This is a genomic window from Enterobacter cloacae complex sp. IR5450 (assembly GCF_049238665.1).
GTDB classification, from domain to species: Bacteria; Pseudomonadota; Gammaproteobacteria; order Enterobacterales; family Enterobacteriaceae; genus Enterobacter; species Enterobacter hormaechei_C.
This window is the reverse complement of record NZ_JBMKIC010000007.1, coordinates 86,928-106,927: the sequence shown is the minus strand read 5'-3', so window position 1 is coordinate 106,927 and position 20,000 is coordinate 86,928. Positions and strand designations below refer to the sequence as shown.

Sequence of the window (20,000 nt, the reverse complement as noted above, 5' to 3'; positions counted from 1 at the left end):
TCTGAACCCTAACAACAGGCAGGAGGACGTATGAAAAGTGTCATTAACTGGTTTGAAATTCCGGTCGCCGATATGGATCGCGCCACCAAATTTTATGAGTCGGTGATGCAGGTCGCGCTGCGGCGCGAGAAGATGGACGTGGCTGAGCTGGCGGTTTTCCCGCACGAGGATCCGGCCACCGGCGGCGCGCTGGCGAAATTTGACGGCGTTACACCCTCTTCGCAGGGCGCTATTATTTACCTGCATACTGACAATCTGGCGGCCACGCTCGATCGTATTGCTTCTGCGGGCGGTGAGTGCGTGTTTGGCCCGCTGGAACTGCCGCAAGGCATTGGCACTATAGCCCTGTTTACCGACAGCGAAGGTAATCGCGTCGGCCTCCATCAACCGGTATGAGAGTAAACCGATGACCCGACGCGCTGACCGTTTGTTCCAGATTGTGCAGATCCTGCGGGGCAGGCGTCTGACAACGGCAGCGCATCTGGCGGAAAGGCTTGGCGTGTCCGAGCGCACGGTGTACCGCGATATCCGCGACCTGTCGCTTTCCGGCGTGCCGGTGGAAGGCGAGGCGGGAAGCGGATATCGGCTAATGTCGGGTTTTGATTTACCCCCGTTGATGCTGACCAACAAGGAGTCCGAGGCGCTGATGGTGGCGATCCGTCTGCTCAAAACCTGGGGCGGGGAATCGCTGTCGCGCGAGCTGGAGTCGGCCCAGGAAAAAGTGCTGGCGATCCTGCCAGAAGAGAGCCGCCGCAAAGCTGAACAGACGCGAATTTACGCGCCGGATATTGCCCTTCAGCCACACTCCCGTAGTGGTTTCGACGTGATCCACCAGGCAATTTCTGCCCTGCGTGTGCTGGCGCTGCACTATCGCGATGAAGCCGGGCAGTTAACCTGGCGTGAGGTTCAGCCGCTGGGGCTGTTCTTCTGGGGTGAGCACTGGCTGCTGGCCGCGTGGTGTGAACGGCGCGATGACTATCGCTGCTTCCGTCTCGACCGGTGTTTGCATATTACGCTGACGGAAAGACGCTTTAGCGAAAGCGCGGACAGGTCGCTGGCGGATTTTTTGCGCAAGGTGAAGCAGTAAAAAGCCGGGTGGCGAGGTAAAAGCAAAACGGCAACGATGTTGCCGTTTTTTGTGTTTGCGCCCTCTCCCGTGGGAGAGGGAAGGGGTGAGGGCACCAGCCCGCACAATCCCGCACTGATTAGAAGTTGTAACCCACGACCAGGTAACCGCCCCAACCGGTAGAACGAACGCTGAAGTCGCCGTTGCCGAAGTTCAGGCTGGCGTCGTCGTTCCACTGACCACCGTTGTGCCAGTAACGCGCAACAACAGAGTAGTGCCAGTGATCGTAGTTCAGCGCCAGGATGTGGCTGGACGCGATGGAGTCGTTAGTGCGCGCTTTTCTGCCGTTCAGGTCGCGGAAATCGTTATCGCCCAGGTCTGAACCCCAGTCAAAGTTGGTGAAGCCGATATAGCTCAGGTTGCCGCCCCACAGTTGGGTAATTGGCACAAAGTATTTCACTTTGAAACGGTAGCCATCCCACTCGTTCTCGTTCGCAGCGCCGTAGTTCTGCCACTGGTATTTTGCGTAGACGTTCATGGACAGGCTCATCGGCAGGCCAGTCTCAATGTCTGTACCCAGACCCATATACCAGGTGCTCTGGCGACCGGACTTGTTGCGGCCCATGTCGTAGATGTAGTTGTTTGCGAAATACCACTCTTTGAACGGACCAAACGCCAGACTGGTACCAGTCAGTTTATCAATGGAGAAGCGTGGTTCGATCTCCATGAACAGTGGGGAACCGTGGTTCCAGATACCTTTCGCGTCGGTGTTACCGCCGAAGAATACCGGTGCGTCCATGTAGCCATAGAAATCAAACCAGTCTTTTTTTGCGAATGCTTCGTACTCGAGGTAAGTATCGTTACGGATCTGCGGTCCGAAACGGGTATGGTAGCTGCCTACCACGTTAACGCTCTGGTGCCACCAGTCGGAGAGGTATTGTGGTTTGTCGTTTTCCGCTGCGTTAACAGTGAAAGAGGAGGACAGAGCCAGAACTGCACCGGCTGCGAGTAATGTTTTTTTCATAATCATGCCACTGATTGAAATTCCCTTCCGGGAGTGAAAAATGCGCGAATTGCGTTTCTAAATATTTCGTGTTTCTGCGGAGCCTATTATAGGAATCCTTGCTCACAAAAATATGTGTTGTTTCACATATCTCTCACATACGTAATCGATTGCGTTCACGTTTGCGTACTTTAGACGGGCGCGATTGTAGCGGCAATCATTTATGTTGCCAATCCATACGAAATGTAAATGTTAGCGGAGTGACATTTCACTCCGCTAAAAGGGCGGGTTATTGCGCGGCGGGTTGAATGTCGTGAATACGGATAAAGCCCAGCTGTTCTGGCGTCAGTCCGCTCAGCTGGAGCGGGATGTCAACATCGCTCGGCGCCAGCGTGCTGGCGGGGGCGGTGAAGAGCTGATTCTTCACGTTCACTTCCTGATAGCTCTCCGTGGTGCCCTGAATCTGGCCCCACTCTACGGTGCCGCTGAACGCGGGCAGCGGATCGTTGGACTCACCCTGAATGCGTAATGTTGCGCGAGTACCATCGGCATTCGCTGCAACATTCACCAGAGACATCTTTAGCGTGCCAATCTGGCTGTTCAGACGCGCGGGCGTGTTTGCACCTGGCAATAAATAAACGCCATTGCTGGATTTGGCATTCAGCGCGTTCTGCTGGGTGATCTTCACGGTTTCTTTATTAAGTTTGTCCATCGCCACGTTAAGCGTATTCACGCTTTGTTTCATCTCGCGGACTTCGCTTTGCTGTGCGCAGGCGCTAAGCGTGAACAGGCTCCCCACCAGCACTATTTTCAGGTAACGTCTTGTCATTGCGTTTAATTCCTTGAAATCACAGATTGCTGCAATGGTAGACAGGATAGTGCCGTCAGGCATAGATCCTTTGTCTCAAAAAGCTCTTCCTTTGTTGTCGGGCCAGTTCAGGGTAAAATAGAAATCAGTTAACCAGATAACAGGGACATCGTATGCATTGCCCATTTTGCTCCGCTGTGGATACCAAAGTCATCGACTCACGTCTTGTAGGCGAAGGGTCTTCCGTGCGTCGTCGTCGGCAGTGTCTGGTGTGCAACGAGCGTTTTACCACCTTCGAGGTGGCAGAGCTGGTAATGCCGCGCGTGGTAAAAAGTAACGATGTGCGCGAACCGTTCAATGAAGAAAAACTGCGTAGCGGGATGCTCAAGGCGCTGGAAAAACGGCCCGTCAGCTCCGATGACGTCGAAATGGCGTTAAACCACATTAAATCTTATCTGCGGGGGTTAGGTGAGCGCGAAGTGCCGAGCAAAATGATCGGCAATCTGGTGATGGAACAGCTGAAAAAGCTCGATAAAGTCGCCTATATCCGCTTTGCCTCCGTTTACCGCAGCTTCGAAGACATCAAAGAGTTTGGCGAAGAGATCGCCCGCTTACAGGATTAAGACCATGCACGACGAGATGTACATGGCGCGAGCCATGAAGCTGGCGCAGCGCGGTCGGTTTACCACTCACCCTAACCCCAATGTCGGGTGCGTCATTGTTAAAGATGGTGAGATCGTGGGGGAAGGTTTTCACTATCGCGCAGGCGAGCCGCATGCTGAAGTGCATGCCTTGCGCATGGCGGGGGAGAAAGCGCGTGGCGCGACGGCCTATGTGACGCTGGAGCCATGCAGCCACCATGGGCGTACGCCGCCGTGCTGTGAAGCGCTGATTGCGGCGGGCGTCTCGCGCGTTGTCGCCGCCATGCAGGATCCTAACCCGCAGGTAGCGGGCCGCGGACTGTATCGTCTGCAACAGGAAGGAATCGACGTCAGCCACGGCCTGATGATGCAGGATGCGGAAGCCCTGAATAAAGGCTTCCTGAAGCGTATGCGCACCGGCTTCCCGTTTATCCAGCTTAAGCTTGGCGCGTCACTGGATGGCCGCACGGCGATGGCGAACGGCGAGAGCCAGTGGATCACCTCGCCACAGGCAAGGCGCGATGTGCAACGTCTGCGCGCGCAAAGCCATGCTATTCTCACCAGCAGTGAAACGGTACTGGCTGACGATCCGGCCATGACCGTACGCTGGGAAGAGCTGAATGCAGATACGCAGGCGCTCTATCCGCAGGAGAACCTGCGTCAGCCGCTGCGCATTATTATTGATAGCCAGAACCGCGTGACGCCGGAGCACCGCATCGTGCAGCAGCCGGGTGAAACCTGGATTGCACGTACCAAAGAAGATACGCGCGAATGGCCGCAAGGCGTGCGCAGCATTACGGTGCCGGAACATAACGGGCATCTGGATCTGGTGGTGCTGATGATGTTGCTCGGCAAACAGCAGGTCAACAGTATCTGGGTTGAAGCCGGTCCGACGCTCGCCGGCGCACTGCTTCAGGCGGGGCTGGTGGATGAGCTTCTCGTCTACGTTGCGCCTAAACTGTTAGGTAACGACGCGCGCGGCCTGTTTGTGCTGCCCGGCCTTGAAAAACTGGCCGATGCGCCGCAACTCTCATTCAGTGAGATTCGTCCGGTAGGCCCGGATGTCTGCCTCCATTTAACGACAGCGTAATTGCTCCTGAAATAGGGAAGCAGTACGCAAAGTATTATGATAAAATCCGCCCCCCTGCGGGGCCAAATGAACCCGTAAAGGAAGAGTATGAACATTATTGAAGCTGCTGTAGCTACCCCGGACGCTCGCGTCGCCATCACCATTGCGCGTTTCAACAACTTCATCAATGATAGCCTGCTGGAAGGTGCGGTTGACGCCCTGAAACGTATCGGCCAGGTTAAAGATGACAACATTACCGTCGTTTGGGTACCAGGTGCTTACGAACTGCCACTGGCAGCGGGCGCGCTGGCGAAAACCGGTAAATACGACGCGGTGATTGCGCTGGGTACTGTTATTCGTGGCGGCACTGCGCACTTCGAATACGTTGCGGGCGGTGCAAGCAATGGTCTGGCGCACGTTGCGCAGGATGCTGAAATTCCTGTCGCGTTCGGCGTGCTGACCACCGAAAGTATTGAACAAGCCATCGAACGTGCTGGCACCAAAGCCGGTAACAAAGGTGCAGAAGCTGCACTGACCGCGCTTGAAATGATCAATGTATTGAAAGCCATCAAGGCCTGATTTTTTTGTAAGGGGAATTCCGTGAAACCTGCTGCTCGTCGCCGCGCCCGTGAATGTGCCGTCCAGGCACTTTACTCCTGGCAGTTGTCCCAGAACGACATCGCTGATGTTGAATACCAGTTCCTGTCAGAACAGGACGTGAAAGACGTTGACGTTCTGTACTTCCGTGAACTGCTGTCGGGAGTGGCGACTAATAGCGCGTATCTCGATGGTCTGATGAAGCCATACCTGTCCCGTCTGCTCGAAGAGCTGGGCCAGGTCGAAAAAGCAGTGTTGCGTATCGCGCTGTTTGAGCTGTCTAAACGTGATGATGTGCCGTACAAAGTGGCCATCAACGAAGCGATCGAACTGGCGAAAACCTTCGGCGCTGAAGACAGCCACAAGTTTGTTAACGGCGTGCTGGATAAAGCCGCACCTGCGATCCGTCCCCACAAAAAGTGATCCGCAAACCGGAGTTCTGCATTGCCTGACGGGCAGTGCGGCTCCGGTTTTTTCTTTTATTTGCTGAGGCATAACGTATGGCATGCGGCGAATTCTCCCTGATTGCCCGTTATTTCGACCGTGTCAGAACCTCTCGTCTTGATGTTGAAACCGGCATTGGCGATGACTGCGCACTTCTCAATATTCCCGAAAAACAGACGCTGGCAATCAGCACCGACACCTTAGTGTGTGGGCGACATTTCCTGCCCGACATCGATCCTGCCGATCTGGCGTATAAAGCGCTGGCGGTGAACGTCAGCGATCTGGCGGCAATGGGCGCCGACCCGGCCTGGCTGACGCTGGCTCTGACCTTGCCAGAGGTGGATGAAGCCTGGCTTGAAGCCTTCAGCGATGCCCTGTTTGAGCAGCTGAATTATTACGATATGCAGCTGATTGGCGGTGATACCACTGCCGGTCCGCTGTCGATGACCCTGGCAATCCACGGCTATGTGCCTGCCGGGCGCGCGCTGAAACGTTCGGGTGCAAAACCGGGCGACTGGATCTACGTGACCGGTACGCCGGGGGATAGCGCGGCAGGGCTGGCAATCCTTCAGAACCGTTTAACGGTTGAAGATGCTGACGATGCGGCGTACCTGGTGAAGCGCCATCTGCGGCCCACGCCGCGTATTTTGCACGGTCAGGCGCTGCGCGAGCGGGCCAGTTCGGCTATCGATTTGTCTGACGGGCTGATCTCCGATCTCGGCCATATCCTGAAAGCCAGCGGCGTGGGCGCGCGGATCGATCTGGATCTGTTCCCTCTGTCAGAGCCGTTGCGTCGCCATGCCGAGCCTGAGCAGGCGCTGCGATGGGCGTTATCCGGTGGAGAAGATTATGAGCTGTGCTTCACGGTGCCCGAGCTGAATCGCGGGACGCTGGATGTGGCGTTAGCGCATCTGGGGGCGAAATTTACCTGCATCGGGCAGGTGATGCCGGAAAGTGAAGGGCTGCTGTTTGTCCGCGACGGCGCCCCGGTTACGCTTGACTGGAAAGGGTACGATCACTTCGCGTAATTTTGTGCGCTCTGTATTGCCGGGTGGCGCTGCGCTTACCCGGCCTACGGATTTTGTTCCCTGAATTGTTTATTTAAACCCTACCACCGGATGTTGCTGATACGGCGTCTCCAGCTCGGCAATCTGCTCCGGCGTCAACGATAAGTCCACCGCACTCAACAACTCATCCAGCTGTTCTTCCCGCGATGTGCCCACGATCGGCGCGGCGACACCGCGCTTGCTCAGCAGCCACGCCAGTGCCACCTGCGCGCGCGTTGCACCGATATCGTCGGCGATCCCGGCTAAGCGTTCGGCAATTAACGCATCGCTGGCTTCTGTATCGTCATACAGGTTTTTACCCACTTCGTCCGATACCAGCCGGGCGGTGGTTTCGCCCCACGGACGGGTTAACCTTCCGCGCGCCAGCGGGCTCCACGGGATCACCGCCACGCCTTCCTGGTAGCAGAGCGGCAGCATCTCGCGCTCTTCTTCCCGGTAAATCAGGTTGTAGTGATCCTGCATGGTGACAAAGCGCGCCCAGCCGTGCTGCGCCTGGAGATCGAGCGCCTGGGCAAACTGTGAGGCATGCATGGACGATGCGCCGATGTAGCGCGCTTTACCGGCTTTCACGACGTCGTTCAACGCTTCAAGCGTCTCTTCGATCGGGGTGTTGTAATCCCAGCGGTGGATTTGCAGCAGGTCGACGTAATCCATGTTCAGGCGTCTGAGGCTGTCATCAATAGAACGCAGGATCTGCGCGCGAGAAAGGCCTTCCGCCAGGTCGCCTGACGGGTAGTACACCTTAGTGGCAACCACAACGTCATCACGACGGGCAAAATCTCGCAGGGCGCGGCCAACAATATCTTCGCTGCTGCCGTCGGAGTAGCTGTTGGCGGTATCGAAGAAGTTGATGCCGCCGTCAATGGCGCGCTTGATGATGGGGCGGCTGCTCTCTTCCGGCAGCGTCCAGGCATGATTTCCCCGGTCAGGCTCGCCAAACGTCATGCATCCCAGGCAAAGCCGGGACACCTTAAGGTCCGTTTTTCCTAATGTCGTGTATTGCATGGTTCCGCTCCTGCTGTTTAAACAATACGTTTAAGCATAGCAGGAGCAGAAAAGGGGAGGGATCAGGCCAGCCAGGTGCGGATTTTGGCTTCGATACCGGCGGCATCCAGACCAATGTCGGCGCGCGCCTCATCCTGGGTGCCTTGCGGGATGAAGTGGTCCGGCAGGCCGAGATTAAGCACCGGAACGGCCTTACGGTTCGCCATCAGCACTTCGTTCACGCCGCTACCCGCGCCACCCATGATGGCGTTCTCTTCCAGCGTGACCAGCACGTCATGGCTTTCCGCCATGCTCAGAATCAGAGATTCATCGAGCGGCTTCACGAAGCGCATATCGACCAGCGTCGCATTCAGGTTTTCAGCGACTTTTGCCGCTTCCGGCATCAGCGTACCAAAGTTCAGGATCGCCACTTTTTCACCGCGACGTTTCACCAGACCTTTACCGATGTCCAGTTTTTCCAGCGGCTGTAATTCAACGCCAAGGGCATTACCGCGTGGATAGCGTACCGCGCAGGGACCGTCCTGATAGTGGTAACCGGTATACAGCATCTGACGACACTCGTTTTCGTCGCTTGGCGTCATGATCACCATGTCCGGGATACAGCGCAGGAAGGAGAGATCAAACGCGCCCTGGTGCGTCTGGCCGTCAGCCCCCACAATGCCCGCGCGATCGATAGCAAACAGCACCGGCAGCTTCTGAATGGCAACGTCATGGATAACCTGATCGTAGGCGCGTTGCAGGAAGGTAGAGTAGATCGCTACCACCGGCTTGTAGCCGCCAATCGCCAGGCCCGCAGCAAAGGTTACCGCGTGTTGCTCGGCAATGGCGACGTCGAAATACTGGTCCGGGTATTTTTTGGAAAACTCCACCATGCCGGAGCCTTCACGCATGGCAGGCGTCACCGCCATCAGCATGTTGTCTTTCGCCGCCGTTTCGCACAGCCAGTCGCCAAATATTTTTGAGTAGCTTGGCATCCCGCCGCTGCTTTTCGGCAGGCAGCCGCTGGTATGGTCGAACTTAGGCACCGCGTGGAAGGTGATCGGATCTTTCTCCGCCGGTTCGTAACCACGCCCTTTTTTGGTCATGATATGCAGGAACTGAGGGCCTTTCAGGTCGCGCATGTTTTTAAGCGTCGTCACCAGGCCCAGCACATCGTGGCCGTCCACCGGGCCGATATAATTAAAGCCCAGCTCTTCGAACAGCGTACCCGGTACGACCATGCCTTTGATGTGTTCTTCGGTACGCTTAAGCAGCTCTTTGATCGGCGGTACGCCGGAGAAGACTTTTTTACCGCCTTCACGCAGTGAGGAGTAAAGCTTGCCGGACAGCAGCTGCGCCAGATGGTTATTCAGCGCGCCGACGTTCTCGGAGATCGACATTTCGTTATCGTTGAGGATCACCAGCATGTCCGGTTTGATATCGCCCGCGTGGTTCATGGCCTCAAAGGCCATCCCGGCGGTGATCGCCCCGTCGCCAATCACGCAGACAGTGCGACGTTGTTTATTCTCTTTTTCGGCGGCAACGGCAATACCAATGCCCGCAGAAATGGAGGTGGAAGAGTGGCCGACGCTTAACACGTCATATTCACTCTCGCCGCGCCACGGGAACGGGTGCAGGCCCCCTTTCTGGCGAATGGTGCCAATTTTATCGCGACGTCCGGTCAGAATTTTGTGCGGATAGGCCTGGTGGCCGACATCCCAGATCAGCTGATCGAACGGCGTGTTATAGACGTAATGCAACGCCACGGTCAGCTCAACCGTGCCAAGTCCGGAGGCGAAGTGGCCGCTGGAGCGGCTAACGCTGTCGAGCAGGTAGCGACGCAGCTCGTCACACAGCTTCGGCAGACTCTCTTTCGGCAACAGACGTAACTCCTGAGTGGAGTCAACTAACGCCAGTGTCGGGTATTTGGCAATATCAAAACTCATCAAAGGCTCATCGAGATTTATAGTTTATTTATCACGCTGGATTATGTAGTCCGCTAGCGCTTCCAGTGCCGAGGTATCCAGCGATTGCGCGGCCAGCTCATTCAGCGACTGGCGGGCATCGTCTATTAGATCCCGGGCTTTACGTTGGGCATGCTCAAGGCCCAACAGGGCGGGATAGGTACTTTTGCCAAGCTGCTGATCCGCACCCTGACGTTTTCCCAATGTTGCAGTATCGCCCACCACATCCAGAATGTCATCCTGAACCTGGAATGCCAGACCGATACTTTCTGCGTATCTGTCCAGAATCGGCAGGGCTTTACGCCCGCGTTCACCCGCGCTCAGCGCGCCCAGGCGAACGGCTGCACGAATCAGTGCGCCCGTTTTGTGACGGTGGATGCGCTCCAGCTGTTCCAGAGTAACCTGACGACCTTCAGCCTCTAAATCCAGCGCCTGGCCGCCGCACATCCCGGCGACGCCGCTGGCCATTGCCAGTTCGGACACCATTGCCAGACGATCGCGATCGCTCACTTCAACCATCGGCGCATCGCTCAGAATGGAGAAGGCCAGAGTTTGCAGCGCATCACCCGCCAGAATGGCATTCGCTTCGCCAAATTTGATATGGCAGGTTGGCTGACCGCGACGCAGATCGTCATCGTCCATGGCTGGCAAATCATCGTGGATCAGCGAATAGGCGTGGATACACTCCACGGCGGCTGCCGGGGCGTCCAGCGTGTTATCGCTGATACCGAACATGTTGCCCGTGGCATATACCAGGAACGGACGCAGGCGTTTACCCCCCAAGAGTGCGCCATAGTGCATGGCTTCAACCAGTGGAGTGTTCTGAAAAGGCTGCGGCTCAATGAAACGGCGCAGCGCGTCGTTGGCGCGGATGACGCGCGCCTGAAGCGCGTTGGAGAAATCCATTTACTCGGCGTCCGGTGTGAATGGCGTGGTTTTAGCGTCTTCGCTGTCGGAAAGCAGGATCTGCACACGCTGCTCGGCCTGCTGAAGCTTTACCTGCCCCTGGCGCGCAAGCTGCACACCGCGTTCAAATTCGTTGAGGGCATCTTCCAGCGGTAAATCGCCGCTCTCGAGGCGGGTAACAATCTGCTCAAGCTCACTCAGCGCAGTTTCAAAACTGGCCGGTGCGTCGTTCTTCTTCGGCATAGTGAATTAACTCTTATATTCTTCGCCCCAACATGGTAACGGACTCGGGGCAATTATCAAATAACGCGAGTGGCGCGATGGTGGTATACTTGCGCGCCTGGATGCAGCCACGGGTGTGGGCTGCTGTATCATTTTCCACTACAAGCCTTTATAAGCTTGCCTAAGAAACATTGCCGCCATGAAGTTTATCATTAAATTGTTCCCCGAAATCACCATCAAAAGCCAATCTGTGCGTTTGCGCTTTATTAAAATTCTCACCGGGAACATTCGTAACGTATTAAAACACTACGACGAAACGCTCGCTGTGGTGCGTCACTGGGACCACGTTGAAGTCCGCGCGAAAGACGAAAGCAAACGTCTTGATATTCGCGACGCGCTGACCCGTATCCCGGGTATTCACCATATTCTGGAAGTGGAAGACGTTCCGTTCAGCGATATGCACGATATCTTCGAAAAGGCGCTGGTACAGTACCGCGACCAGATCGAAGGGAAAACGTTCTGCGTGCGCGTGAAGCGTCGTGGTAAACACGAGTTCAGCTCGATTGAAGTCGAGCGCTACGTTGGCGGCGGTCTGAACCAGCACGTTGAAACGGCGCGCGTGCGCCTGACTAATCCGGACGTTACCGTTAATCTTGAGATCGAGAACGATCGTCTGCTGCTGGTTAAGGGTCGTTATGAAGGTATTGGTGGTTTCCCGATCGGCACGCAGGAAGATGTGCTGTCGCTGATCTCGGGCGGCTTCGACTCCGGCGTCTCCAGCTACATGCTGATGCGTCGCGGCTGCCGCGTGCACTACTGCTTCTTCAACCTGGGCGGGGCGGCGCATGAAATCGGCGTACGTCAGGTGGCGCATTACCTGTGGAACCGCTTCGGCAGCTCTCACCGCGTGCGTTTTGTGGCGATCAACTTTGAGCCGGTGGTCGGCGAAATCCTCGAAAAAGTGGACGACGGCCAGATGGGCGTGGTCCTGAAACGTATGATGGTGCGCGCGGCGTCCAAAGTGGCTGAGCGCTACGGCGTGCAGGCGCTGGTCACCGGTGAAGCGCTGGGGCAGGTCTCCAGCCAGACGCTGACCAACCTGCGTCTTATCGACAACGTGTCTGATACGCTGATCCTGCGCCCGCTGATCTCTCACGATAAAGAGCACATCATCGATCTGGCGCGTAAAATCGGTACTGAAGATTTTGCCCGTACCATGCCGGAATATTGCGGTGTGATCTCAAAAAGTCCAACCATTAAAGCGGTGAAGGCGAAGATCGAAGCGGAAGAAGAGAACTTCGATTTCAGCATCCTGGAAAAAGTGGTGGCGGAAGCGTCCAACATCGATATCCGTGAGATCGCCCAGCAGACCGAGCAGGAAGTGGTTGAGGTGGAGACGGTCAGCGGCTTTGGTGCTAACGATACGATTCTGGATATCCGTTCTGTTGATGAGCAGGATGACAAGCCGTTGCAGGTGGAAGGCGTGGAGGTGGTTTCGCTGCCGTTCTACAAGCTGAGCACCCAGTTTGGCGATCTCGACCAGAGCAAAACGTATCTGCTGTGGTGTGAGCGTGGGGTCATGAGCCGTTTGCAGGCGCTGTATCTGCGTGAGCAGGGCTTCGCGAACGTGAAGGTGTATCGCCCGTAGTTTATTGTCGAGGAGTGCGGCCTGATGCCCTCACCCCGTCCTTCTCCCGCAGGGAGAGGCCGCAAACATTAAAAACGGCAACCTCGGGTTGCCGTTTTGCTTTTACCTGGCGCCACCCGGCTTTTTTATTCGTAGTAGTTATAAATCCCCGCCGCCATCACCAGTGATGACGCGACTTCGTACGCTTTTTCGCGCCCAACCAGCAGGTCAATAATCTTCAGGCCAAAATCAATGGCGGTGCCCGGCCCCTGGCTGGTGAGCAGGTTAACGCGCGGATCCCAGACCACGCGTTTATCCACCCACTGGTCTTCCGGAATTGTATCCTTCAGACCAGGGAAGCCGGTCATATTGCCGATGGGGAAAATGTCGTGCGGAACCAGCACCGTACCTGCGGCTGCACAGATTGCCGCGATGATACGCCCGGAAAGATGAAACTGACGAACGGTTTCAACCAGCAGCGGGCTGTCGCGGAAACACTCAGCCCCCTTCAGACCACCCGGCAGAACGATAATGTCGTAATCACCGTCCGCCACCTGTACAAGCGGTGCATCCGCCAGAATCTTCACCCCACGCGAGCAGGTAATCGCCAGGCTTCCGTCGCTGGCGACGCTGGCGGTAGTAACCTTAATACCACCACGTACCAGCAAATCAATGGTGGTGACCGCTTCTGTCTCTTCGCTACCAGGGGCGAGGCATACTAGTGCCGATGCGCTCATACTCACTCTCCTTTCGTTTTACTAACTCAAACAGACGGCTGTTTTCCGCAACGGTAATGCCGTGTGCCCGGGCGCGTTTTAACAGATAACCGGTAATGTAATCAATTTCGGTATGCCGCATAGCCCGGATATCCTGCAACATTGAGGAGATATTTTCTGCCGTACTCTCAATGACCTGGTCGACATAATAACGTAAATCGGACTCTGAGGTGTGGTAGCCTTCGCGTTCAATGACGGCGGCAACTTCCCGGCAAATCAGCGCTACCCGATCAGGATGCTGGCGCAGTTCACCGTTAGGGCAATCCAGCAGGGCGGTCAGCGGATTAATCGCGCAGTTCACCGCCAGTTTGCGCCACAGTTCCGCGCGAATGTTATTGTGCCAGGCGACGTCAGGCAGCGTGCTTTGCAGGGTATCCGCAAGATAGCTGTAATCGCCGGGCTGTTCACGCGCGGGACCGATATGAGTGATGCCACTGGCAACATGGATAATGACGTTACCGTCGCGACGCGCCGCGTGGGTGGTTGTCCCCATCAGCAGCGGTTGCCGGACAGATTTTAGCTCTTCAATGGTACCCATACCGTTGTGAATCAGCAGGATTGGCGTGCTTTCAGGTAACTGGGCGGCCAGGCTTTTCACCGCATCGGAGACCTGCCAGGCCTTCAGCGTGACCAGCAGCAAATCGCTGGTGGCAAGAAATTCCGGATCGTTTGCCGTCAAAGACTCATTAAAAATTGAACCGTCTGTACCCATCACGTTCACACTGCAATAGGGCTGGGGAATTCGCAGCCAGCCCTGAACGTCGTGTCCCTGTTTGCATAGCGCTGTAAGCCAGAGTTGGCCAAGGGCTCCGCATCCAAGCACTGTTACTTTCATCGTTCCTCCTCACCTGCAACGGCGCCAGGTGCTATGACGCTAAGTATAGCGCCATCAGCTAAGCTTCTCGTTATGCCTCGTTGCGGGTATTATGCAACGCAACAAAAATGAAGGGAGAAGAAAAGATGCCATCTTTCGATATTGTTTCTGAAGTTGATTTGCAGGAAGCGCGTAACGGCGTAGAAAATGCTGTCCGTGAGGTTGAGTCACGTTTCGATTTTCGTGGCGTTGAGGCGACCATTGAACTGAACGACGCGAACAAGACGATCAAAGTCCTGAGCGAGTCTGATTTCCAGGTCAACCAGTTGCTGGATATCCTGCGCGCCAAGCTGCTCAAGCGCGGCATTGAAGGGACCTCACTCGATGTGCCGGAAGATTTTGTTCACAGCGGCAAAACCTGGTTTGTGGAAGCGAAGCTGAAGCAGGGGATTGAAAGCGCCGTGCAGAAGAAAATCGTGAAGCTTATCAAAGACAGTAAGCTCAAAGTGCAGGCGCAGATCCAGGGGGAAGAGATCCGCGTGACCGGAAAATCCCGTGATGACCTGCAATCCGTGATGGCGCTGGTGCGTGGCGGCGATCTCGGTCAGCCATTCCAGTTTAAAAACTTCCGCGATTAAGACAATCATGCCCGGCTAAACCGGGCATTTTTTCAGGCCTTCAGCGCCTGCTCTACCTCAAAGCGGTTAGTCACTTTGCTGTCAATTTTGACATACGCACTGCGCTCTTCCGGGACAATCAGCACTTCGCTCACGCCCTCTGTCGCTTCCAGACGCTGTTGTAACGCGTCACCGATTGCCACGTCATCGGGAATTTCTACCCGCAGGCTACTCACGTAACGCGGCTCTTTCATGGTGCTGGCCACAAACAGCCAGAGCATCGCCAGCAGCGCACCGGCGAGGAAAACGGTCTGGGAGTCAAACAGACCATCCACCCAGCCGCCGAGTGACCCGCCGATCGCCACGCCGAGAAACTGGCTGGTGGAGTAAATGCCCATCGCGGTGCCTTTGTATCCTGCCGGAGACTCTTTGCTGATAAGCGACGGCAGCAGGGCTTCCATCAGATTAAAGGCCAGGAAGAACAGTTGTACGCCAGCGATCAGCTCCCAGAAATGCGGGCCGGCGCCCCACAGCACAATCTCGGCAATCAGCAGTAACGCTACGCAGCCCACGAAGACGCGTTTCATTTTGCGCTTCACTTCGGCGTAAATAATGAAGGGCACAACGGAGACAAACGAGATCAGCATTGTGACCAGATAAATTTTCCAGTGCTCTGCCGCCGGAAAACCTGCTGAGGCCAGTTGACCGGGCAGGGCGACAAAGGTGGACATCAGCAGAATGTGCAGGCACATAATGCCGAAGTTCAGCTTAAGCAGGCGCGGCTCGGCGATGACTTTGCTGAAGCAGCCTTTGACCATCCCAGATTCACGGTTGAGGACGTGGTTTTTACTGTCAGGTACAACCCACAGCGTGAGTGCGATCCCGATGGTCGCCAGCACCGCAATCATCCAGAACAGGGCGTGCAGGCCGAGTGAATGGGTGATAACGGGCCCCAGCACCATGGCAATGGCAAACGTGACGCCAAAGCTGACGCCGATAAACGCCATGGCTTTGGTGCGGTTTTGCTCGCGGGTTAAGTCTGACAGCAGCGCCATCACGGCGGCGGCAATCGCCCCGGAACCTTGCAGGGCGCGCCCAAGAATAATTCCCCAGATGGAGTGGGAGAGGGCGGCGATGATGCTGCCGAGCACAAACACCAGCAGCCCGCCGACAATCAGCGGTTTGCGACCCACTCGGTCGGAGAGCAAGCCAAAGGGGATCTGGAATATTGCCTGCGCCAGGCCGTAGATACCGATCGCCAGACCGATCAGCGCTTCGCTGGCACCCTGTAACGCCATGCCATATGTGGTCAGAACGGGCAGGACCATAAACATGCCAAGCATCCGCAGCGAGAAAACAGTCCCTAAACCCCAGGTCGCACGCAGTTCGCCTGGCGTCATTTTATAATCGTTCATTACCACCTCAGTTCAAAAGCAGGCCATAGTGTAGTGCGGGGAAGGGGCGGGGTAAATAATCGGTTATTTAACAAATATTACATACGTTACTAATAGATTTCATGAATAAAAAAGGGGTGCCGAAGCACCCCTTTATGTCCTTGCTATAGCTTACCAGACGTAAGTCAGCAGGTTTTGTGAATCAGGCACCATGAAGTCTACGGACATCATCACGGACAGGGAGGTGATGGCGACAATCGAGAACACAAACAGCTTGCGTGCCCAGACCTTGTCATCTTCCACTTTGTAACCGCGCAGGGCCATGCCGAGCCACCAGACGCTCACCGCAGCTGCTACCACCAGATATTTATATCCGGCGTAACCGCCCAGAGAGAGCATCAGCGTTGCCACGGCAAAAGCGATGATGTAGAGCGTGATGTGGTTCTTGGCAACCGAAATGCCTTTCACGACCGGCAGAACCGGAATGTTCGCCGCCTGATAATCCTTAAAGCGGAAAATCGCGATGGCGTAGGAGTGCGGCATCTGCCACAGGCTAAAGATAGCCAGCAGGATCAGCGCACCGCTGTCGAACTCGTTCGTGACGGCGCAATAGCCAATCACCGGCGGCGCAGCGCCGGAGAGAGAACCAATCAGCGTGCCGTAGACGGAGTGACGTTTCATATACAGGCTGTAGACGCCTACATACACCACGAACCCCATCACCCCCAGCCAGCAGGCCAGCGGGTTAGCACCAAACCACAGCAGCATAAAGCCAGCAATACCCAGCAAGGTGGCGTACACCAGCGAGACGGAAGGGGCAATCAGGCCTTTAACCAGCACCCGATTTTTGGTCCTTTCCATCTTCTTGTCGATATCCATGTCGATGTAGTTGTTAAATACACAACCGGACGCAACCACCAGTGACACACCGACCAGCGTGTAAATAAAGAGGGTGTAATCAATGCTGCCTTTAGAGGCCAGCAGGAACCCTCCGATTACGGAGATCAGGTTGCCAAAGATGATGCCTGGTTTCGTGACTTGCAGGTATTGCTTAAACATACTCGCCGCTCTTAGTGAACCATCATGTTGTAGTTAAGGTTCCACATAATCCAGATGGAACCGACTACCAGGATAGCGATGATAATCACGGTAAAGATAAAGGCCGTCATGTTCCAGCCTTCATCGGACTTGGTGTTCATGTGCAGGAAGCAAACCAGATGCACCAGAATCTGAATCACCGCGGTCACCAGGATTGCGCCCAGGATAACCGGCTTAGATGCAGAACCGTTCATCACCATCCAGAACGGGATCACCGTCAGAATGATCGACAGGATGAAACCTGTCATGTAGGTTTTTACGCTGCCGTGGGAAGCGCCATGATCGTTAGAATGACTCATTACATCGCCCCCATCAGATAGACAACAGAGAACACACAGATCCATACCACGTCCAGGAAGTGCCAGAACAGGCTCAGGCACATAATACGGGTACGGTTAGTACTGGTCAGGCCGCGACGGGAGATCTGGAACATCAGTACCGCCATCCAGATCAGACCCGAGGTCACGTGCAGACCGTGGGTGCCGACCAGCGCGAAGAACGCTGACAGGAAGCCGCTACGATCCGGGCCGAAACCTTCCATGATCAGGTGATGGAATTCATAGATTTCCATCCCGATAAAGCCAGCACCAAACAGCCAGGTCAACGCCAGCCAGGAGACAACCTGGCTCTTGTTGTTTTTGTACATGGCGATAGCCGCCATGCCGTAGGTGATGGAGCTGAATAACAGCAGTGCGGTTTCAACCAGTACGAACGGCAGCTCAAAGATGTCCTTACCGGTCGGGCCGCCCGCTGTGCCGTTCACCAGAACGGCATAGGTTGCGAACAGACAGCAGAACAGGATGCAGTCGCTCATCAGGTAGATCCAGAAACCGAAGACTTTCGTCGGTCCTGTATCATGGTGCGCATGTTCATGCGCGTGGGCAGTCGAGTGCGCCAGAGTATCAGTTGCCATTTTTCAGCCCCGCTTTAGAAATCTCGTCAAAATGCTGGTTTTCCAGCTTTTCAACTTCACGGACTGGTACGTAGTAGTCCACGTCCTCGTCAAAGCTCTTCACAATCCAGCTGATTACGATGCCAGCGAAGCCAACAATCGCCATCCACCAGATGTGCCAGATCATTGCGAAACCAAATACCGTTGCGAAGGCGGCAATGACGATGCCCGCACCGCTGTTTTTCGGCATATGGATCTCTTCGTAATGTTCAGGTTGCTTGTACGCTTCACCTTTTTCTTTCATTTCCCAGAATGCGTCACGCTCATGAATGTGCGGCACTACGGCAAAGTTATAGAACGGAGGTGGAGAAGAGGTAGACCACTCCAGCGTACGGCCACCCCACGGGTCACCGGTCAGGTCGCGGTTCAGGTTACGGTCACGGATAGACACGTAGTACTGAATCAGCTGGCACAGAATACCGCAGGCAATCAGCGCTGCGCCGCCCGCTGCAATCATCAGCATTGGGTGGAACTGCGGATCGATCTGCTGGCTCAGACGACGGGTCATACCCATGAAGCCCAGCACGTACAGCGGCATAAACGCCACGAAGAAGCCGATGATCCAGAACCAGAACGCGCGTTTACCCCATTTTTCGTTCAGGGTGAAACCGAAGGCTTTTGGCCACCAGTAGGTCACACCAGCGAAGCAGCCGAAGACAACACCACCGATGATAACGTTATGGAAGTGCGCAATCAGGAACAGACTGTTGTGCAGAACGAAGTCAGCACCAGGTACCGCCAGCAGTACCCCGGTCATCCCACCTACGGAGAAGGTCACGATGAAGCCGATGGTCCACAGCATGGCTGAGTGGAACACGATACGGCCCTGGTACATGGTGAACAGCCAGTTGAAGATCTTAACCCCGGTCGGGATCGCGATAATCATGGTGGTAATACCGAAGAAGGCGTTTACGTTGGCGCCCGCACCCATAGTGAAGAAGTGGTGCAGCCAGACGATGAACGACAGAACGGTAATACATACGGTTGCCCACACCAGAGAGGTGTAACCAAACAGACGTTTACGCGAGAAGGTTGCCGCGATTTCGGAGAACACACCGAACACCGGCAGAACCAGGATGTACACTTCCGGGTGACCCCAGGCCCAAATCAGGTTGATATACATCATCATGTTGCCACCCATATCATTCGTGAAGAAATGGGTACCCAGATAGCGATCCAGGGTCAGCAGCGCGATGGTGACAGTCAGAATTGGGAACGACGCGATAATCAGGACGTTGGCGCACAGAGATGCCCAGGTAAATACTGGCATCTTGAACATCGTCATACCTGGTGCACGCATCTTCAGGATGGTCACGAAGAAGTTAATACCGGTCAGAGTGGTACCGACACCGGAGAGCTGAAGCGCCCAAATCCAGTAGTCAACGCCCACGCCCGGACTGTACTCAATTCCCGACAGCGGCGGGTAGGCCAGCCAGCCGGTCTGAGCAAATTCGCCCACACCCAGTGACAGGTTAACCAGGATAACGCCGACAACCGTAAACCAGAAGCTCAGGTTGTTCAGGAACGGGAACGCAACGTCGCGCGCGCCGATTTGCAGCGGAACGACCACGTTCATCAGACCGATTACCAGCGGCATCGCCACGAAGAAGATCATGATAACGCCGTGGGCGGTAAAGATCTGATCGTAGTGGTGCGGTGGCAGGAAGCCGGCTTCGCCCGCAGACGCAAGCGCCTGCTGGCTACGCATCATGATTGCATCCGCAAAGCCACGAATTAACATGACGATACCGACGATGCAGTACATGATACCGAGTTTTTTGTGGTCAACCGAAGTCAGCCACTCATTCCACAGGTAGCTCCACTTACCGAAGTAAGTGATCAGGCCAACTAAGGCCGCGCCACCAATGATAATTGCAGCCACCGTAACCATAATAATCGGTTCATGGTAGGGCACTGCATCCAGTGTCAATTTTCCGAACATTTTCTTCCT

Annotated in this window: 22 protein-coding genes; 9 read left to right on the top strand and 13 right to left on the bottom strand. The window is 55.5% G+C overall.

The window, feature by feature from the left end; all coding sequences use genetic code 11:
• Positions 1-30: 30 nt before the first annotated feature.
• Together ACOTYB_RS08430 and ACOTYB_RS08425 are read left to right on the top strand one after the other, a co-directional pair.
• On the top strand, positions 31-396 hold the full coding sequence (locus ACOTYB_RS08430; protein WP_032657358.1) for a VOC family protein: 366 nt from the start codon (positions 31-33) through the stop codon (positions 394-396).
• Positions 397-406: 10 nt separating this feature from the next.
• Positions 407-1,087: a helix-turn-helix transcriptional regulator gene (locus ACOTYB_RS08425; RefSeq protein ID WP_006809913.1), complete on the top strand. Its 681-nt coding sequence runs from the start codon at positions 407-409 to the stop codon at positions 1,085-1,087.
• Positions 1,088-1,205: 118 nt separating this feature from the next.
• On the opposite strand, the gene ACOTYB_RS08420 is transcribed toward ACOTYB_RS08425, so the two are convergent.
• Positions 1,206-2,090, bottom strand: a complete 885-nt coding sequence (locus ACOTYB_RS08420) for a nucleoside-specific channel-forming protein Tsx (RefSeq protein WP_032610182.1) — start codon at positions 2,088-2,090, stop codon at positions 1,206-1,208.
• 268 nt (positions 2,091-2,358) lie between these two features.
• Positions 2,359-2,898 (bottom strand): DUF3251 domain-containing protein, encoded by a 540-nt coding sequence (locus ACOTYB_RS08415; RefSeq protein WP_003859100.1) that lies wholly within the window; start codon positions 2,896-2,898, stop codon positions 2,359-2,361.
• 152 nt (positions 2,899-3,050) lie between these two features.
• Here ACOTYB_RS08415 and nrdR point away from each other — a divergent pair, with 152 nt between their 5' ends.
• The 5 genes from nrdR to thiL all read left to right on the top strand — a co-directional run bounded on the left by nrdR (position 3,051) and on the right by thiL (position 6,656).
• Positions 3,051-3,500 carry a transcriptional regulator NrdR gene (gene nrdR, locus ACOTYB_RS08410; protein ID WP_003859099.1) on the top strand — a complete coding sequence of 150 codons (450 nt, stop codon included), beginning with the start codon at positions 3,051-3,053 and terminating at the stop codon, positions 3,498-3,500.
• A 4-nt stretch (positions 3,501-3,504) separates the two neighbouring features.
• Positions 3,505-4,608: a bifunctional diaminohydroxyphosphoribosylaminopyrimidine deaminase/5-amino-6-(5-phosphoribosylamino)uracil reductase RibD gene (ribD, locus tag ACOTYB_RS08405; protein ID WP_022650459.1), complete on the top strand. Its 1,104-nt coding sequence runs from the start codon at positions 3,505-3,507 to the stop codon at positions 4,606-4,608.
• An 87-nt stretch (positions 4,609-4,695) separates the two neighbouring features.
• Positions 4,696-5,166: a 6,7-dimethyl-8-ribityllumazine synthase gene (gene ribE / locus ACOTYB_RS08400; protein ID WP_003859098.1), complete on the top strand. Its 471-nt coding sequence runs from the start codon at positions 4,696-4,698 to the stop codon at positions 5,164-5,166.
• 21 nt (positions 5,167-5,187) lie between these two features.
• Complete coding sequence (nusB, locus tag ACOTYB_RS08395; protein WP_006809908.1) at positions 5,188-5,607, top strand: transcription antitermination factor NusB; 420 nt, start codon at positions 5,188-5,190, stop codon at positions 5,605-5,607.
• Positions 5,608-5,684: 77 nt separating this feature from the next.
• The gene (gene thiL / locus ACOTYB_RS08390; RefSeq protein ID WP_023315516.1) at positions 5,685-6,656 is read left to right on the top strand and encodes a thiamine-phosphate kinase; all 972 of its coding nucleotides are present in this window, start codon (positions 5,685-5,687) and stop codon (positions 6,654-6,656) included.
• A gap of 69 nt (positions 6,657-6,725) precedes the next feature.
• On the opposite strand, the gene ACOTYB_RS08385 is transcribed toward thiL, so the two are convergent.
• The 4 genes from ACOTYB_RS08385 to xseB all read right to left on the bottom strand — a co-directional run bounded on the left by ACOTYB_RS08385 (position 6,726) and on the right by xseB (position 10,792).
• Positions 6,726-7,700, bottom strand: coding sequence for an aldo/keto reductase (locus tag ACOTYB_RS08385; protein WP_045343220.1), 975 nt, complete (start codon positions 7,698-7,700; stop codon positions 6,726-6,728).
• A 62-nt stretch (positions 7,701-7,762) separates the two neighbouring features.
• Positions 7,763-9,625, bottom strand: coding sequence for a 1-deoxy-D-xylulose-5-phosphate synthase (dxs, locus tag ACOTYB_RS08380; protein ID WP_015571294.1), 1,863 nt, complete (start codon positions 9,623-9,625; stop codon positions 7,763-7,765).
• A 24-nt stretch (positions 9,626-9,649) separates the two neighbouring features.
• Complete coding sequence (gene ispA / locus ACOTYB_RS08375; RefSeq protein WP_032608639.1) at positions 9,650-10,549, bottom strand: (2E,6E)-farnesyl diphosphate synthase; 900 nt, start codon at positions 10,547-10,549, stop codon at positions 9,650-9,652.
• Positions 10,550-10,792 carry an exodeoxyribonuclease VII small subunit gene (xseB, locus tag ACOTYB_RS08370; protein ID WP_003859094.1) on the bottom strand — a complete coding sequence of 81 codons (243 nt, stop codon included), beginning with the start codon at positions 10,790-10,792 and terminating at the stop codon, positions 10,550-10,552.
• Between the two features lie 178 nt (positions 10,793-10,970).
• Between xseB and thiI the strand changes: the two genes are divergently transcribed.
• Entirely contained in the window at positions 10,971-12,419 is a 1,449-nt protein-coding gene (thiI, locus tag ACOTYB_RS08365) for a tRNA uracil 4-sulfurtransferase ThiI (protein ID WP_022650463.1), read from the top strand.
• Between the two features lie 125 nt (positions 12,420-12,544).
• Here thiI and yajL read toward each other — a convergent pair whose 3' ends face one another.
• Positions 12,545-13,135 carry a protein deglycase YajL gene (gene yajL, locus ACOTYB_RS08360; protein WP_023315520.1) on the bottom strand — a complete coding sequence of 197 codons (591 nt, stop codon included), beginning with the start codon at positions 13,133-13,135 and terminating at the stop codon, positions 12,545-12,547.
• Complete coding sequence (gene panE / locus ACOTYB_RS08355) at positions 13,098-14,009, bottom strand: 2-dehydropantoate 2-reductase (protein WP_045343219.1); 912 nt, start codon at positions 14,007-14,009, stop codon at positions 13,098-13,100. The genes yajL and panE overlap by 38 nt, the downstream gene beginning before the upstream one ends.
• Positions 14,010-14,134: 125 nt before the next feature.
• Between panE and ACOTYB_RS08350 the strand changes: the two genes are divergently transcribed.
• A complete protein-coding gene (locus ACOTYB_RS08350; RefSeq protein ID WP_017383179.1) occupies positions 14,135-14,626 on the top strand; it encodes a YajQ family cyclic di-GMP-binding protein in 492 nt (163 codons plus the stop codon).
• A 32-nt stretch (positions 14,627-14,658) separates the two neighbouring features.
• Here the strand turns inward: ACOTYB_RS08350 and ACOTYB_RS08345 are convergent, their stop codons facing one another.
• The 5 genes from ACOTYB_RS08345 to cyoB all read right to left on the bottom strand — a co-directional run bounded on the left by ACOTYB_RS08345 (position 14,659) and on the right by cyoB (position 19,991).
• A complete protein-coding gene (locus ACOTYB_RS08345; RefSeq protein ID WP_022650465.1) occupies positions 14,659-16,020 on the bottom strand; it encodes an MFS transporter in 1,362 nt (453 codons plus the stop codon).
• 150 nt (positions 16,021-16,170) lie between these two features.
• Complete coding sequence (gene cyoE / locus ACOTYB_RS08340) at positions 16,171-17,058, bottom strand: heme o synthase (protein WP_003859062.1); 888 nt, start codon at positions 17,056-17,058, stop codon at positions 16,171-16,173.
• An 11-nt stretch (positions 17,059-17,069) separates the two neighbouring features.
• Positions 17,070-17,396 (bottom strand): cytochrome o ubiquinol oxidase subunit IV, encoded by a 327-nt coding sequence (locus ACOTYB_RS08335; protein ID WP_006809888.1) that lies wholly within the window; start codon positions 17,394-17,396, stop codon positions 17,070-17,072.
• A complete protein-coding gene (locus tag ACOTYB_RS08330; RefSeq protein WP_003859057.1) occupies positions 17,396-18,010 on the bottom strand; it encodes a cytochrome o ubiquinol oxidase subunit III in 615 nt (204 codons plus the stop codon). Before ACOTYB_RS08330 ends, ACOTYB_RS08335 begins: the two co-directional genes overlap by 1 nt.
• Positions 18,000-19,991 carry a cytochrome o ubiquinol oxidase subunit I gene (gene cyoB / locus ACOTYB_RS08325; RefSeq protein ID WP_022650473.1) on the bottom strand — a complete coding sequence of 664 codons (1,992 nt, stop codon included), beginning with the start codon at positions 19,989-19,991 and terminating at the stop codon, positions 18,000-18,002. The genes ACOTYB_RS08330 and cyoB overlap by 11 nt, the downstream gene beginning before the upstream one ends.
• Positions 19,992-20,000 lie beyond the last annotated feature (9 nt).